Consider the following 15,609-nt stretch of genomic DNA (forward strand, 5'->3'; position numbering starts at 1 on the left):
CGTGAGTTTATTCGATAAAAAGCATCTGGTATCACAAGCCGATGCGTTACCGGGACGCAACACCCCTATGCCAGTGGCGACATTACACGCCGTAAACAACCATTCAATGACAAATGTTCCTGATGGAATGGAGATCGCCCTGTTTGCCATGGGCTGCTTCTGGGGCGTAGAGCGCCTGTTCTGGCAGCTGCCGGGCGTTTACAGTACCGCTGCGGGCTACACCGGAGGGTATACGCCTAACCCAACCTACCGCGAAGTCTGTTCCGGCGAAACCGGGCATGCCGAGGCGGTCCGTGTGGTGTATGACCCGAGCGTTATCAGCTATGAACAGCTGCTCCAGGTGTTCTGGGAAAACCATGACCCGGCGCAGGGCATGCGTCAGGGTAACGATCACGGCACCCAATACCGTTCGGCTATTTATCCGCTCACCCCTGAGCAGGAGGCTGCGGCCCACGCCAGCCTGACGCGTTTCCAGGAAGCAATGCAGGCCGCCGGTGATAAACGCCAGGTGACGACCGAAATCGCTACCGCGAAACCGTTCTACTATGCCGAAGACGATCACCAGCAGTATCTGCATAAAAATCCATACGGCTACTGCGGGATTGGCGGCATCGGCGTTTGCCTGCCTCCACAGCACGCCTGATTACTGCACTAGCGCCACGCGAGCCGCGTGGCGCATAACTCAACCACACTCCCCGCCGCCGGCCCACCTTATTTGTCGAAAACGTGACCTCTGGCAGATTTACACGCCTTTACGCTATACTACCGCTGAAATAATCGGCTCAACGCTACGAGCTGACTTCAATGTGTCTTCACACGAATGGTATCAACTCCCCTTCTGAGGATCTGGCGAGAAGCCGGATAAACTATGTTAAACAGTATTTTAGTAATACTTTGTCTTATTGCCGTCAGTGCATTTTTCTCGATATCGGAGATCTCGCTGGCTGCCTCCCGTAAAATCAAACTGAAGCTGCTTGCCGACGAGGGCAACATCAACGCATCACGCATTTTGAAAATGCAGGAAAATCCCGGCATGTTCTTTACCGTGGTGCAGATTGGTCTTAACGCGGTCGCCATTCTTGGCGGTATCGTGGGCGATGCAGCATTTTCTCCGGCGTTTTATAGCCTCTTTGTAAAGTACATGTCCGTAGAGCTGGCCGAGCAGTTGAGCTTCATCCTCTCCTTCTCGCTGGTCACCGGTTTGTTCATTCTATTCGCGGACCTGACCCCGAAACGCATCGGTATGATTGCGCCAGAAGCTGTGGCTTTGCGTATCATCAACCCGATGCGCTTCTGTCTGTACGTCTTCCGCCCGCTGGTGTGGTTCTTTAACGGCCTGGCGAACGTCATTTTCCGCATCTTCAAGCTGCCGATGGTGCGTAAAGACGACATCACATCCGATGATATTTACGCCGTGGTGGAAGCCGGGGCGCTGGCAGGCGTGCTGCGCAAGCAGGAACACGAGCTGATTGAGAACGTTTTCGAACTGGAATCCCGTACCGTTCCCTCTTCCATGACCGGCCGTGAGAACATCATCTGGTTCGATCTGCATGAAGATGAGCAGAGCCTGAAGACCAAAGTGGCGCAGCATCCGCACTCCAAATTCCTGGTCTGTAACGAAGATATCGACCATATCATCGGCTATGTGGACTCCAAAGACCTGCTGAACCGCGTGCTGGCAAACCAGAGCCTGGCGCTGAACAGCGGCGTGCAGATCCGCAATACCCTGATTGTGCCGGACACCCTGACGCTCTCCGAAGCGCTGGAAAGCTTCAAAACTGCGGGTGAAGACTTCGCGGTGATCATGAATGAATACGCGCTGGTGGTGGGCATTATCACTCTCAACGACGTCATGACGACGCTGATGGGCGACCTGGTCGGCCAGGGGCTGGAAGAGCAAATTGTGCAGCGTGACGAGAACTCATGGCTGATTGACGGCGGTACACCGATTGAGGACGTGATGCGCGTGCTGGATATCGACGAGTTCCCGCAGTCCGGAAACTACGAGACCATTGGCGGCTTTATGATGTTTATGCTGCGTAAGATCCCGAAACGTACCGACTCGGTGAAGTTCTCCGGCTTCAAGTTTGAAGTGGTGGATATTGATAACTACCGCATCGACCAGCTGCTGGTAACGCGCATTGATAGTAAACCGACCGTGCTGGTGCCGAAACTGCCAGATGCGGAAGAGAAGGTGTCGGCTTAATTTATGAAGGGCAGCGTTGCGCTGCCCTTTCTTTTACCCTCCTAGATTCACGCCAACTTTTAAAAAGGTGATGAATCCAAATAGATAAGAGTTGAGTAAGATAGATTACTGAAATAATAAATTTTACCGCTGACTTTGATATATATAGCGTTTTCTTCAGTCTCTACCTTTGCATCAGGATCTGTAGTTATCAGAAATGGAGCATACCCGTGCCTGACCTCGCCTAAAAAAGTTTCGCCAGAAATTTTTGACGACGCTAAATAGTATTTGTACACATTTGAAGTCGTAGCTCCCGCATTGCTTTTTGTAATATACAATACGGAAAGCTTTCCAATACTTTCTTTGTAAATAATTTCTTGCTCAATATAGAGAAATTCATCTAAAGTACGCCATATGGCATAGGAAGAAATCAGGATTATGAGTAATATATAAATACATTTTTTCCTAGAAGCCTGCACGCTGAGCATAGTCTATCCCCGCTCTAATCCATGTTTGATCTGTAGGATCATCGCCATGAGGATCTGGCCCTTGATAGTTCTCAAAATCAGGAGAACTCGTTCCCGCCAGAATTTGAGCGATACCTGCACCTCGTAGCAATATCTCAGGCTTTATACCAGCAGCAATACCCACCGCTCCATAATGAAAGTTGCCGAAATTTTCGTATTGTCTGCCTAATTGATTTTTATAGTCCCAGGGGCCACGCCCTCGAACCTGCTTGTAAAACCAAAGATATGTTAACGCTGATGGACCACGGTGAAAACGAGCTATCATCATGTTGCTGACAACAGATACTCCCAGGGGGGAGAAGGAAGATATATCATAGGGAGGATGAGGATTAACTGCACTTACCGGATATCTCATTGTTTAGCCCTTTCATTCCAGCTATCTGAAAAAAGCAGGTTCCCGTCACAATGTTTCCATGTAATTTTTTCATAACGTACTTCTACACATTCATGATGATTATGCTTCTCCTTTAATACATCTTTTGTATCATGCATTATTGGTGAAACCCCAACAATAGTAACGTTCTCCAAAAGCATATTGTTATATTCAACTTCTTGCCCAGCATCATTGATACGATACCATTTAAACTCTGCGCTTATCAATTTCTGGCCTGTACAAACGGCCTTAAATAGATAGGGAGACGAGGAATCAAACTCTTTCAAAAAAATGATGCTTGAATGTTTCCTTGTTCCTGTAATTTTCCCTGTCAATGGATCAGTAGGAATTGATACGTTATGTGAAAAACCATTAACCTCTATACTCGACTCTCTGCCTTGAACATCTACTGCCCCCTTAATTAACGCACCACCATCATCCTTCAGCCATAAATAAGCAGGAATAGCCATCATTAAACCTCTTTTCAAATTGAGATGACCATTGTTCCTGCGTAACGAGAAAAGACCAATAAACAGTTAATACTTTATTGTCCTGTATCAACAGTTACACACTGAAAAGTAAATTTAGATTAACTTAATGAAGAGAGTGAAATTTATCCGTATCACAGAAGGATTGCGTGAAATATCTAGTAAATGAATATATGTGAAACTACGGCTACAAACATCAACGGCTCCCATCGGGAGCCGTCTTTTTAACGACTACTGCATAGCACGTTGGTTAAGCCATCTCAGTTTGCAGACGCATAACCTGACGGTTGACTTCGGACATCACAGACAAGTGCTGTTTGTCCTTCACTTTTGGGATAAGGATTTTGCCCTTATCGAACTCAAAAGCGCCAACATCCTTGATATACAACCGTCCACGGAACAGGATCTTCACGTACTTCGCCACCTGAAGCGGGTTGTAGCGTTGGAAAATTTTCATTCTTGTATCTCCTGCGAATCATACGCCCTTGCGGTGCCACAATCGGCCCGACTGTCCTGAGCGCAAATTTTGATGCCCAATGACTATAGACCAGAACCTCGTACTTACCCAGTGTGCATAAGTTTATTTACCGTTTGATTACAATTATTCAGAATAATCTTTGCAAAGCGTGATGCAGAGCAGTATATGCCGTCGTTTTTGCGTGGATATGTGCGTTCGCCCGCAAACTGGCATCGGGATTGCGGGAAAAGCCCATTGATCGCACTTATGATTAAAAGCGCATGACCAAGTGGTCGGATCACCTGCTCACAATAAGGAAACACCATGACCCTACGTAACCTCCTGGCAGCAGCTTGCCTGTTGCTGCCGCTGATGGCTTCCGCACACAACATTGAAAAAGAAGAACGTGTTCCGCCGGTCGGTATTGCTGACCGGGGAGAATTGATTCTCGACAATGATAAGTTTAGCTATAAAGCCTGGAATAGCGCGCAGCTCGCGGGCAAAGTGAGAGTTGTACAACATATTGCCGGACGTACATCCGCAAAAGAGAAAAACGCGACCCTTGTGGAGGCGATCAAGACCGCAAAACTCCCGCACGATCGCTACCAGACCACCACCATCGTGAATACCGACGATGCGATTCCCGGCTCCGGGATGTTTGTGCGCTCAAGCCTCGAGAGCAATAAGAAGCTCTATCCGTGGTCGCAGTTTATTGTCGACAGCAACGGCGTGACGCGTAAGGCGTGGCAGCTGGAAGAGGAGAGCTCAGCAATTATCGTGCTGGATAAAGCGGGCCGCGTGCAGTGGGTTAAAGACGGGGCGCTGACGCAGGATGAGGTGCAGCAGGTGGTTGCCCTGCTGCACAAGCTGCTGGATCAGTAGAGTGACACCCGGAAGCCCGGGTTCAGGAATGACTCGCGCGGGGTATAGTCCAGCGGCTTACCCTGCCAGTCATGCACATGCGCGCCCGCCGCTGCGGCAACGGCGTGGCCTGCTGCGGTATCCCAGACGTTCGTCGGCCCGAAACGGGGGTACAGCTGCGCCTGCCCTTCTGCCACCAGGCAGAACTTCAGCGACGATCCGATCGACGTCGTCTGGTGTTCGCCCAGCTGTTGCAGGTACTCCTCCAGCTCGCTGTCGCTGTGCGAGCGGCTGATCACCACCAGCGGAGGACGGGCATCGCGCACCTGGATCTGCTTACGTACGCCGCACTCTTCCTTCCAGGCTTTGCCTTCCGCCGCGCTGTACATCACCTTCATCACCGGGGCGTAGACCACGCCGAGCACCGCCTTTCCTTTTTCAATCAGAGCGATGTTGACGGTGAACTCACCGTTACGCTTGATGAACTCTTTCGTGCCGTCCAGCGGATCGACCAGCCAGTAACGCTGCCAGTGCTGACGTTCGTCCCAGCTCTGGGGCGCTTCTTCAGAAAGGACCGGAATATCCGGCGTCAGGGCCTGCAAGCCTTTCAGGATCACCGCATGCGCCGCGATATCCGCCGCCGTCACCGGAGAGTCGTCCGCTTTGCTGACAACGTCCATCGGTTTTGCACCGTCGTACACCTGCATAATGGCATCACCCGCATCCCGTGCGAGCTGACAAATTTTATCTAACATTCTCCACCTCTTCGTTAACGCAGTGGGCATAACTTATTGTTTTAGTTATATCGTAATGTGAACAATTCCGCTATCTGTGAAGCAATTCTGGTTTCAGCGCTCTTTTTTCTGGCAGCATTCACACTTCTGTAAGCAACAAATACTACATACATATTCTTTTGTGGCTTGGATCGAAAAAAGGACTCCTCAGATGATTAAGTTTAGCGCAACGCTCCTGGCAACGCTGATTGCGGCCAGCGTTCAGGCAGCGACGGTGGATCTCCGTATTCTGGAAACGACCGATCTGCACGGCAACATGATGGACTTCGATTACTACAAAGATACGCCTGTCGAAAAATTCGGACTGGTACGTACGGCAAGTTTAATCAACGCCGCCCGCGGTGAAGTAAAAAACAGCGTGCTGGTGGACAACGGCGATCTCATTCAGGGCAGCCCGCTCGGCGACTATATGGCGGCGAAGGGGCTGAAGAAAGGCGAGATCCATCCTGTTTATAAGGCAATGAATACGCTGGACTATGCCGTCGGCAACCTCGGCAATCACGAATTTAACTACGGTCTGAAATACCTGCACGACGCGCTGGCAGGCGCAACGTTCCCGTACGTTAACGCCAATATCATCGACATTAAGACGGAGAAGCCGCTTTTTACCCCTTACGTGATTAAAGAGACCGAGGTGGTCGATAAGGACGGTAAAAAACAGACGCTGAAAATCGGCTATATCGGCTTTGTACCGCCGCAAATCATGACGTGGGATAAAGCCAACCTCGACGGGAAAGTGACCGTCAACGACATTACCGAAACGGCGCGCAAATACGTGCCGGAAATGCGTGCGAAAGGCGCGGACGTGGTGGTGGTGGTGGCCCACTCAGGCCTGTCGGCAGATCCGTATCGGGCGATGGCTGAGAACTCGGTGTATTACCTCAGCCAGGTACCGGGCGTCGATGCGATCCTGTTCGGCCACGCCCACGCCGTCTTCCCGGGTAAAGACTTCGCCAGCATCAAAGGCGCAGATATTGAAAAAGGCACGCTCAACGGCGTGCCAGCGGTGATGCCGGGGATGTGGGGCGATCACCTCGGGGTGGTGGATCTGGTGTTGAACAACGACAGCGGAAGCTGGAAAGTCACCCAGTCGAAGGCGGAAGCGCGCCCGATCTACGACGCGGTGGCCAAAAAATCACTCGCGAATGAAGACAAAGCGCTGGTCGACGTCCTGAAGCACGATCACGACGCCACGCGTGAATTTGTCAGCAAGCCGATCGGTAAATCCGCCGACAACATGTACAGCTTCCTGGCGCTGGTACAGGACGATCCGACCGTGCAGGTAGTCAACATGGCCCAGAAAGCCTACGTCGAGGACTATATTCAGGGCGATCCGGACCTGGCCAATCTGCCGGTACTGTCTGCCGCGGCGCCATTCAAAGTGGGCGGACGTAAGAACGATCCGGCCAGCTACGTTGAGGTGGAAAAAGGCCAGCTGACCTTCCGTAATGCCGCGGATCTCTACCTCTATCCCAACACCCTCGTGGTGGTGAAAGCCACGGGAAAAGAGGTGAAGGAGTGGCTGGAGTGCTCTGCCGGGCAGTTCAATCAGATCGATCCGCACAGCAGCAAGCCGCAGTCGCTGATTAACTGGGACGGTTTTCGCACCTACAACTTCGACGTGATCGACGGCGTGAAGTATCAGATTGATGTTACCCAGCCCGCGAAATATGACGGCGAATGCCAGGCCATTAATCCGCAGGCGGAGCGCATTAAAAACCTGACCTTCAACGGCAAGGCCATTGACCCGAATGCCACCTTCCTGGTGGTGACCAACAACTACCGCGCCTACGGCGGTAAATTTGCCGGTACGGGTGATAACCACATCGCCTTTGCCTCGCCGGACGAGAACCGCTCGGTGCTGGCGGCGTGGATTAGCGCAGAGTCGAAAAAGGCGGGTGAAATTCATCCGGCGGTGGACAACAACTGGCGTCTGGCGCCAATCCACAGCGACACGACGCTGGATATTCGCTTTGAGACATCACCGTCCGATAAAGCCGCCGCGTTTATCAGGGATAACGCGCAGTATCCGATGAAAAAGGTCGCGACGGATGATATCGGGTTCGCGATTTATCAGGTGGATTTGAGCAAGTAGTGTAATTGCCGGCTGGCGCTTCGCTTAGCCGGCCTACGGGATCGGGGTTTGCGCGCCTCCCGGCTTTTACGCCGCACGCTCATCCCGGTTCGCCATCACCTGCGGCGTATTCACCTCAATCCAGTCCGCCAGCGCGGCGACTTTCTCGCTGACCTCGATACCCATCGGGGTCAGACTATACTCCACGTGCGGCGGCACAACCGGATAAGAAACGCGGTTAACAAACCCGTCCTGCTCCAGCGCCTGGAGCGACTGGGCCAGCATTTTCTCGCTGACACCGCCCATCTTGCGGCGCAGGTCGCTGAAGCGATGCGTGCCCTGACGCAATGCCACCAGGATCAGCACGCCCCAGCGGCTGGTAACGTGTTTGAGCACCTCCCTTGATGGACACTGTTCCGCAAAGAGGTTGCCATCGCGCATTTGCTCGCTGAGCGTCGGTACCGTTGTTTTCATACTTACCTTTTTGTGCGTACTTACTAAAAGTTAGTGATGGTGATAGTGTGCCACAACACCAGACAAACACGAAGGAGATTCATCATGATCGCGATTACCGGCGCAACCGGCCAGCTTGGCCAACTCGTTATTGAAGAACTGCTGAAAACCGTTCCGGCCAGCCAGATCGTGGCTATTGTGCGTAACCCGGCAAAAGCCGACGCCTTAAGCCAGCGGGGAATGGTGGTACGTCAGGCGGACTATACCGACCAGGCCGCGTTCACCACCGCCCTGAACGGCGTGGATAAGCTGCTGCTTATCTCCTCCAGCGAAGTGGGCCAGCGCGCCGCACAGCATCAGAACGTGATTAACGCCGCCAAAGCCGCTGGGGTGAAACTTATCGCCTACACCAGCCTGCTGCATGCGGATACCTCCCCGCTGGGTCTGCACGTTGAACACGTAGAAACCGAGAAAGCGCTGGCTGAATCCGGCGTACCTTACACCCTGCTGCGCAACGGCTGGTATACCGAAAACTATCTTGCGAGCGTGCCGCCTGCCCTGGAGCACGGCGTATTTATTGGTGCCGCAGGTGAAGGCAAAATTGCCTCGGCGACCCGTGCGGATTACGCGGCGGCGGCAGCGAAAGTGATTTCTGAAGAGGGTCATGCCGGCAAGGTGTATGAACTGGCGGGCGACAGTGCCTGGACGCTGAGCGAACTGACGGCGGAGCTGAGCAGACTGAGCGGCAAGCCGGTGGCGTATCAGAACCTGAGCGAAGCGGACTTCGCCGCCGCGCTGAAGGGCGCTGGCCTGCCTGCCGGGCTGGCGGATATGCTGGCGGATTCCGATACCGGCGCGTCCAAAGGCGGCCTGTTTGACGACAGCCGTACCCTGAGCAAACTGATCGGTCGCCCGACCACGCCGCTGGCGGAGAGCATCAAAGCAATTCTGTAATTGTTAAGAATTAGTTATTTTTGGTGGCATCCCTTCGGGTCATCTCTGATAATGAGGCGATGACCCACGAGGAGGCTCACCGTGCAAGGCGTACCGGAACAGTTTATTGATGAGAGAGACAGCGCGCGCTTTCGCCATCTGGCGCAGCTGCCGGGTCTGGAGCTTTATCACGCCCATATCTCTGACTACGCCTTCGAGCCGCACACTCACGAAGCGTTTGGCATCGGCACCATTGAAACCGGCGCCGAACGCTTCCGCTATCGCGGTACCCAGCATCTTGCCGCGGAAAAATCCGTCGTGACCATGAACCCGGACGAGATCCACACCGGCGAATCCGCCACCGAAGGCGGCTGGCGCTACCGGATGGTCTATATCGAACCCGACCTGCTGGAAGAAGTCACCGGCCTGCGCCACTGGTGGTTTAGCGACGTCACGCGTCACGATCCGCTGCGCTCGCAACAGATAGGCCAGTTGATTTATGGCCTGTGGCACACGGACGATCCGCTGGCACAGAAAGGATTGCTGCTGGATCTGATTGAGACGTTCCAGCCGCTGGCCCGTCATGCGCCGGTAGCCCGGGAGGGCGCGCACCGCTTCGAGCGCGTTCGCGACTATCTGCACGACAACTATATGCGCGCGCTCACCCTGGACGAGCTGGCGAGCGTCGTTTCGCTCAGTCCGTACCATTTCCAGCGCCAGTTCAAAGCCCATTTCCACGTTACGCCACACCAGATGCTGATGGCGATTCGCCTGTGGCGCGCCAAGGCGTTTCTCACTCACGGCATGCCTGCCGCCGAAGTCGCCGCCGCAACGGGGCTGACCGATCAGTCTCACCTGACCCGCGCCTTTACCCGCCGCTACGGCATTACGCCCGTGCGTTACCAGAAGCAGGTTTCGCCGCGCTTAACGGCTCAGGGCTTTATTGCACGTTAAATACTGTGCTTAGATTATTTATCAGTTATTGCAGCGATACACTGTGCCGCTTAGCGTGACGTTAGTTTGTTGGCTGGAACCTGAGCCGAAGTAGGCGCTCCCGGTCTGCCCTGCTCGCTGCGTAAGGATAACGACAACGTTACCCCCCATACTGTAAGCCTGGTTTTTTAAATCATTACGTGCGCCAGTCTCAAGATTAGAGTTTGACGTCCATCCACCCGTGAAGAAGTTTCCCTGGCTGCCCGTCACTTCACCCAGGAATGTACAATTGCCGGTTGGTTCAGTATTAGTAATACGTACCCGTTCAGCGCCTTGGTTCAAGTTATTTGCTGAGCATGCGGTTAACGCCATACTGAATAATACTATCGCTCTTTTTTTCATGTCTTTATTTTATCCCTTTGAAATAAAATGAGTTATCAGGCATGTATGTTATACACGCGCGATCGCTCAAATAGCGCATCAATAATAGAGTAATGTTACATTCAACTCAAGAATTATAATTCCTCATCTAAAGCCGGTCACAAATAAAACTGGTTTTTGCCGGGCTAAATCGTGAGCACGATAATGGTCTTCGCTTTCATTGATTTCCTCATTACTCCCGTTGCCAAAGCTCGCGCTTGGGTTTACAACCATTAGTGCAAACACCGTCATTAAGCAGACTAAAAATAGTTTGATCACAATTATTACAACAGCGTTCGATCGTAAGACAAACATAATCGCCACCTCGCTGTGGCTATTAAGGCGGTGCAGATAAAAAATGAAAAACTATCAAAAACGCTTACCACGCCTGAAATAATCTAGTAGCCTGCTGCTTTATTGGCAGCCTTAATTCTTTTGGATCGCGAGTCTTTATCATATTTGTCTTTCTCCTCTAACACACTTCCAACCGCATCAATCCATGAATTAGCCGTACAGCCGGTAAAAAGCGTTATTGAAAGCAGCAGTAGCGCATTTTTTAAAAAATGTAATTTCATTTGTTTTCCTGTCAACATCGAACTGACTGTATTTTATTTTACCATGCGAATGGATAACATCAGCGTTGGCGACAATGTACGTAGGAAAAGTCCCACAATCCTGCGTGGAGAGTTGCGTGTTACGGAAATCAGTCAGTGACGATAAAAAGAGGAAAAACCTTACACGTGAAAGCGAAAAGGCACACCTCGTTCTGTAGTAAAAATGGCTATACTGAGCGTTAAGTAACTAGTAAACAGAACGATTTAATATCCTGTTATTCAATAGGTTATATACATTTACGTATTCAGGTTGCTTTGGTGAAGTCTGATTTTGAAATGAACTGACTGCACGGGTTCAACCTACAGCCAGTTTGTCGCCGCACCAGTGGAATGAACCAGGCTAATGCGTTAACATCAGAATAATGCATCGCTTGCCGATTATATTAAGGGTTAGTATGAAAACCGCACTTGTTGTAGACGATCATCCTTCAGTCCGCATGGCATTGAAAATGACATTAGAAAAGATAGGCTTCACTCATGTGGATGAATGTGATAACGGTGCGCAGGCTATAAACCAGATAAAAAAAGGGAAATACAATATCGTCATACTGGATATTGGTATTCCTAACATGGATGGGATGTCGGTTATCGCGGCGGTGCGAAAAGCAGAGATTAATACAAAAATCCTGGTGTTCACCTCACAGTCAGCGGAACTCTATGCCAGCAGATGCATGATGTCCGGCGTGTCTGGGTTTTTGACAAAGAATGAGGGTATGGAAGATGTTTCAGCAGCGATAAAAGCCATCAATTCTGGTTTTACATTTTTTCCAAATATAAGCTATGCCAACAATTTTACATCAAGAAAATCATCCTCACTGACAAACCGCGAACTAGAGGTACTGCGTAAAATCATTGCTGGAATGAAAAATATTGAAATAGCAGACAGCATGTGCCTGAGCAGCAAAACAATCAGTACCTATAAAACCCGGATAATGACAAAAATGGGCGTTACGACACTGGTTGATTTGATCGAGATTGCTAAAAGAGAAAAGATTGAATGAAGCGATGGGTTCACTTTAAGCTGCTGCTTATTTTATTGCCATTGTACGCCTGTGCGGAACCACTGAGTGACAAATCTCTGTCTCTGGAACTTTACCCCGATACAACCATCCAGCGTTTTTATAAGCAATCTCTGAAGGTGGGTGTTTACAGACCCGATTATCCGCCTTTCGATATCGTTATTAATGGCGAATACCTTGATGGGATCAATGCCGACATACTGCGGACAATCCGTAATAATTCGGATATCCATTTCTCTGTCACCCTTTTCGATAACGCTGTCGCTGCTTTTGACGCGCTGGCAGAAGGGTCTATTGATGCGATCACGACCACTGGCCCGGTAACTGAAACGAAAAAATCCAGGTATTCTTATCTCCCGGTTATTTCAACGAATAAAATAGTTGAAATCGCACCCGCTGAAAATAAACCCGATACAAAAGATTACGAGACGATTGCCACCGTTGATCGGTTTATTTCTGATGAGTTTATAAAAGAGCGCTATCCTGAAGCAAAAATAAACCGCTACGATTCCGTACTGAATGCGCTTGCCTCTGTCGCCCTCCATAAAAACGATATCTATGTGGGTGATGCAATAAGTGCTGGTTATTTTTATAACAATAGCGTTTTCAATACTCTTCACGTCAGTCGCCAGCTTAATACCATTAACCAGGCAGAAGGAAAAGTATACTTCGCAATACGTAACTCTGATATAAAAACCAGACAAATCATAGAATCCGGGCTACAAAAGATATCCCAGTCAGATCTGTCAGAATTCATAAGGGGCTGGGATAAATCAAGTGATTTTATCACGCCGGGTTCACCACAATATCTCACCGAAAAGGAAGCCCGGTGGTTACAAGGTAAGAAGCAGTTTTATGTTCAGCTGCCAACAACCGCGCCACCTTTTTCAGAGTATGCTAACGGGACGTTTACTGGCATCATCCCTGATGTCTTTAGTCTGATTGGCAAAATGCTTAACGTCACGTTTGCATTTTTGCCAGAAAACCCGTCATCAAAGAACATTAATCCTGATGAGATCGTGGGCTTTGCCAGCTCCGTATACAACACCGATACGCGATATCGGTTTACCCGAAGCTTCATTCAGTTTCCTCTTGTTTTCGTTACTCGTCACGGTGAGAGCCTAAAAAAATTGCCTACGCGCGCTCGCCGGATCGCGACTTTTATGGATGTTAATCATCTCGAGGGTTATGATCTCACTTCGTATACCGTTGTGCCTGTATCTTCGACGGCAGCTGCCTATGATTTATTAAGCAGTAACAAAGTCGATGCCGTACTTGATAATTTTGTCTCCGCTAATTATTACACACACACGCATCAATATTCCCTGGCCATAGACGATATAGTTGATGGAAATTTTGCCAAACTTTCCCTGGGCATTTCCGCGCACAATGAAATTTTGTATGAAATAATCAATAAATCATTAAAGAACCTCGCCGGATCTGAACTCGACGATATCACCACGAAATGGACCGCCGCGCCCTCAAAAACAAGTTTCATCGAAGCAAACAAAACCGCCATCCTCTACACGGTAATAGTCCTTCTCCTGCTGGGCATGATTTCCACCGGCTGGGCGCTTGTCCTTCGAAAGCACGTTCGACATGCACAGCGGACCCAGAGAAAACTGGACGATCAGCTGGCTTTGACAAACGCGCTTATCAACGGCACGCCGAATCCCCTGTATGTTCGTAATAAAGATGCAGAGCTCATATCGTTTAATGAGGCCTATACGGAAGCTTTAAAAGATTTCCATATCGAACAGGAATACGCCTTTAGTCAGGCTGAGTTTGAAAATACAACGGCCTTACATCTTTCGTCTCTTGAAGCATACCGCCAGGATTTCTTCAGCGTGTTACGGGACAAGGTATCAATATCGAAAGATCGGGAAATTACATTCAGCGATGGGCGCCCTGATGCCGTGATATATCACTGGATGGTGCCATTCCTGGATGCCGAAGGCCGCGTAAATGGCGTTATTGGCGGCTGGATTGACATCACGTCGAGAATCGAAATGGAAGAGAGCCTTAGAGCAGCCAGGAAGGAATCTGAAAGGGCGAATGTAGCAAAATCCACTTTTCTTGCCACCATGAGCCATGAAATTAGAACGCCTCTGAATGCCATTATCGGTATGCTGGAGCTTGGAACAAAAAAACTCCACGATGGAATCATAGACAGTACCGCATTCGACGTCGCCTATTCTTCGTCAAACGTACTACAGGAACTTATTGGTAATATCCTTGATATTTCCATGATTGAATCTGACAAACTGGTTATTCATTATGCAGAAATGGAGCTCAGAAAAACCATTGAACAGATTATCTCCTTATTCAGGCCTGGCGCGTTCAACAAAGGTATCGAGCTTGTGCTCCTATATCCAGCGGAGCTCGACGACATCATTGTGACAACAGATGAGCTTCGGTTCAGACAGGTTGTCAGCAATATCATCAGTAATGCCATCAAATTCACGAATGAAGGCGAAGTGCGTGTCGCAGTAGAAGGCGTTAATTCTCAAGTCACAGACGTCGCCCTGCTGCAAATTGCCATAACGGATACGGGCTGCGGTATATCGCCTGAAGGGCAACAGACATTATTCCGACCTTTTTCCCAGGCTGATATTAACGGCTATTCTCATCAGTCAGGCTCCGGGCTTGGACTCCTCATCTCTCGCCGGCTTTGTGAAGCTTTGGGTGGCGGCATACAACTTCATAGTCAACCAGGCGTGGGAACCCGAGTCGACATTACGTTAAAAGTGGGCGTAAGCCAACAGAAGAGCAAGCGTGCTGCGGCAGAGGTTATAGATATCCAGCCTCAAAACAGCTCAGCCACCGTTCTTGTCGTTGATGATTTTTACCCAAATCTCATGCTGTTAAATAAGCAGCTGTCATACCTTGGCTACGTCGTGATCGAATGTAGCGATCCTCGTGACGCATATGCTCAGTGGAGAAGCACCGGTGCCGAGATTATTATCACTGACTGTAATATGCCGTATATCTCAGGAATTGAGCTGACAAAATTAATCCGTAAGGAAAACAGCGATACTGTAATTATCGGCCTGACGGCTGATGCCCGCGATGAACAAAGAGGAGCCTGTCTTCAGGCCGGGATGACGGAATGCCTCTTTAAACCCGTTTCGCTCAAAACCCTATCCCTCGCATTGAGCAAATTTGCCAGCGCTATCCAGCCCGCCACGAACGCATGCGCAAAAGCGGAAGATCGGGTCGACCAGCATGTATTTAACTCCTGCTTAGCGCATCTCGACGTCACCATCAGCGATTTGCACGACGCTATCAGCGCGGAAGATTTCTTGCAGATCGCCGAACTTGCTCACCTGATGAAAGGCGGTTTTTATCTTCTGAAGAACGATGCGCTGGCTGACTTATGTACTGAACTGGAAGAAGCCGCAGACAGGAAAACCATCAGCCTCTGCCTTCAGCTTGCGCTACGTCTTGAAGATGCGGTAAGCGATCTCTCGTCATGAAC

At 50.2% G+C, this 15,609-nt stretch carries 16 protein-coding genes; 8 read left to right on the plus strand and 8 right to left on the minus strand.

Features of this window, described 5'->3' with window-relative positions:
* Position 1: 1 nt before the first annotated feature.
* Both msrA and paeA read left to right on the plus strand, forming a co-directional pair.
* Entirely contained in the window at positions 2-643 is a 642-nt protein-coding gene (gene msrA, locus E0L16_RS16525; protein WP_063867179.1) for a peptide-methionine (S)-S-oxide reductase MsrA, read from the plus strand.
* A 225-nt stretch (positions 644-868) separates the two neighbouring features.
* Entirely contained in the window at positions 869-2,206 is a 1,338-nt protein-coding gene (gene paeA / locus E0L16_RS16530; RefSeq protein WP_006810357.1) for a polyamine export protein PaeA, read from the plus strand.
* Between the two features lie 59 nt (positions 2,207-2,265).
* Here paeA and E0L16_RS16535 read toward each other — a convergent pair whose 3' ends face one another.
* The 4 genes from E0L16_RS16535 to E0L16_RS16550 all read right to left on the minus strand — a co-directional run bounded on the left by E0L16_RS16535 (position 2,266) and on the right by E0L16_RS16550 (position 4,030).
* A complete protein-coding gene (locus E0L16_RS16535) occupies positions 2,266-2,673 on the minus strand; it encodes a hypothetical protein (RefSeq protein ID WP_131637435.1) in 408 nt (135 codons plus the stop codon).
* The gene (locus E0L16_RS16540; protein ID WP_131637438.1) at positions 2,651-3,067 is read right to left on the minus strand and encodes a polymorphic toxin type 44 domain-containing protein; all 417 of its coding nucleotides are present in this window, start codon (positions 3,065-3,067) and stop codon (positions 2,651-2,653) included. The genes E0L16_RS16535 and E0L16_RS16540 overlap by 23 nt, the downstream gene beginning before the upstream one ends.
* On the minus strand, positions 3,064-3,555 hold the full coding sequence (locus tag E0L16_RS16545) for an Hcp family type VI secretion system effector (RefSeq protein WP_131637506.1): 492 nt from the start codon (positions 3,553-3,555) through the stop codon (positions 3,064-3,066). The genes E0L16_RS16540 and E0L16_RS16545 overlap by 4 nt, the downstream gene beginning before the upstream one ends.
* A 268-nt stretch (positions 3,556-3,823) precedes the next feature.
* Entirely contained in the window at positions 3,824-4,030 is a 207-nt protein-coding gene (locus E0L16_RS16550) for a DUF1107 domain-containing protein (protein ID WP_003856054.1), read from the minus strand.
* Between the two features lie 324 nt (positions 4,031-4,354).
* Here E0L16_RS16550 and E0L16_RS16555 point away from each other — a divergent pair, with 324 nt between their 5' ends.
* On the plus strand, positions 4,355-4,912 hold the full coding sequence (locus E0L16_RS16555) for a YtfJ family protein (protein WP_131637440.1): 558 nt from the start codon (positions 4,355-4,357) through the stop codon (positions 4,910-4,912).
* On the opposite strand, the gene cysQ is transcribed toward E0L16_RS16555, so the two are convergent.
* Positions 4,906-5,646, minus strand: a complete 741-nt coding sequence (gene cysQ, locus E0L16_RS16560; RefSeq protein WP_015572488.1) for a 3'(2'),5'-bisphosphate nucleotidase CysQ — start codon at positions 5,644-5,646, stop codon at positions 4,906-4,908. The genes E0L16_RS16555 and cysQ overlap by 7 nt on opposite strands.
* Before the next feature lie 190 nt (positions 5,647-5,836).
* Between cysQ and E0L16_RS16565 the strand changes: the two genes are divergently transcribed.
* On the plus strand, positions 5,837-7,780 hold the full coding sequence (locus E0L16_RS16565) for a bifunctional 2',3'-cyclic-nucleotide 2'-phosphodiesterase/3'-nucleotidase (RefSeq protein WP_131637442.1): 1,944 nt from the start codon (positions 5,837-5,839) through the stop codon (positions 7,778-7,780).
* Between the two features lie 66 nt (positions 7,781-7,846).
* Here the strand turns inward: E0L16_RS16565 and E0L16_RS16570 are convergent, their stop codons facing one another.
* Positions 7,847-8,233: a winged helix-turn-helix transcriptional regulator gene (locus E0L16_RS16570; RefSeq protein ID WP_063867172.1), complete on the minus strand. Its 387-nt coding sequence runs from the start codon at positions 8,231-8,233 to the stop codon at positions 7,847-7,849.
* Positions 8,234-8,317: 84 nt separating this feature from the next.
* Here E0L16_RS16570 and E0L16_RS16575 point away from each other — a divergent pair, with 84 nt between their 5' ends.
* Both E0L16_RS16575 and E0L16_RS16580 read left to right on the plus strand, forming a co-directional pair.
* Complete coding sequence (locus E0L16_RS16575) at positions 8,318-9,166, plus strand: SDR family oxidoreductase (protein ID WP_131637444.1); 849 nt, start codon at positions 8,318-8,320, stop codon at positions 9,164-9,166.
* An 81-nt stretch (positions 9,167-9,247) separates the two neighbouring features.
* Positions 9,248-10,099, plus strand: coding sequence for an AraC family transcriptional regulator (locus E0L16_RS16580; RefSeq protein ID WP_131637446.1), 852 nt, complete (start codon positions 9,248-9,250; stop codon positions 10,097-10,099).
* Between the two features lie 21 nt (positions 10,100-10,120).
* Here the strand turns inward: E0L16_RS16580 and E0L16_RS16585 are convergent, their stop codons facing one another.
* Together E0L16_RS16585 and E0L16_RS22065 are read right to left on the minus strand one after the other, a co-directional pair.
* Positions 10,121-10,480 carry a DUF4156 domain-containing protein gene (locus tag E0L16_RS16585; RefSeq protein ID WP_023305310.1) on the minus strand — a complete coding sequence of 120 codons (360 nt, stop codon included), beginning with the start codon at positions 10,478-10,480 and terminating at the stop codon, positions 10,121-10,123.
* A 416-nt stretch (positions 10,481-10,896) separates the two neighbouring features.
* Positions 10,897-11,073, minus strand: coding sequence for a hypothetical protein (locus tag E0L16_RS22065; protein WP_165498419.1), 177 nt, complete (start codon positions 11,071-11,073; stop codon positions 10,897-10,899).
* 434 nt (positions 11,074-11,507) lie between these two features.
* Between E0L16_RS22065 and E0L16_RS16590 the strand changes: the two genes are divergently transcribed.
* Together E0L16_RS16590 and E0L16_RS16595 are read left to right on the plus strand one after the other, a co-directional pair.
* Complete coding sequence (locus tag E0L16_RS16590; RefSeq protein WP_023305307.1) at positions 11,508-12,113, plus strand: response regulator transcription factor; 606 nt, start codon at positions 11,508-11,510, stop codon at positions 12,111-12,113.
* On the plus strand, positions 12,110-15,607 hold the full coding sequence (locus E0L16_RS16595; protein WP_131637448.1) for an ATP-binding protein: 3,498 nt from the start codon (positions 12,110-12,112) through the stop codon (positions 15,605-15,607). The genes E0L16_RS16590 and E0L16_RS16595 overlap by 4 nt, the downstream gene beginning before the upstream one ends.
* The last annotated feature ends 2 nt before the right edge of the window (positions 15,608-15,609 follow it).

Source organism: Enterobacter quasihormaechei, from assembly GCF_004331385.1.
Taxonomy (GTDB): Bacteria; Pseudomonadota; Gammaproteobacteria; order Enterobacterales; family Enterobacteriaceae; genus Enterobacter; species Enterobacter quasihormaechei.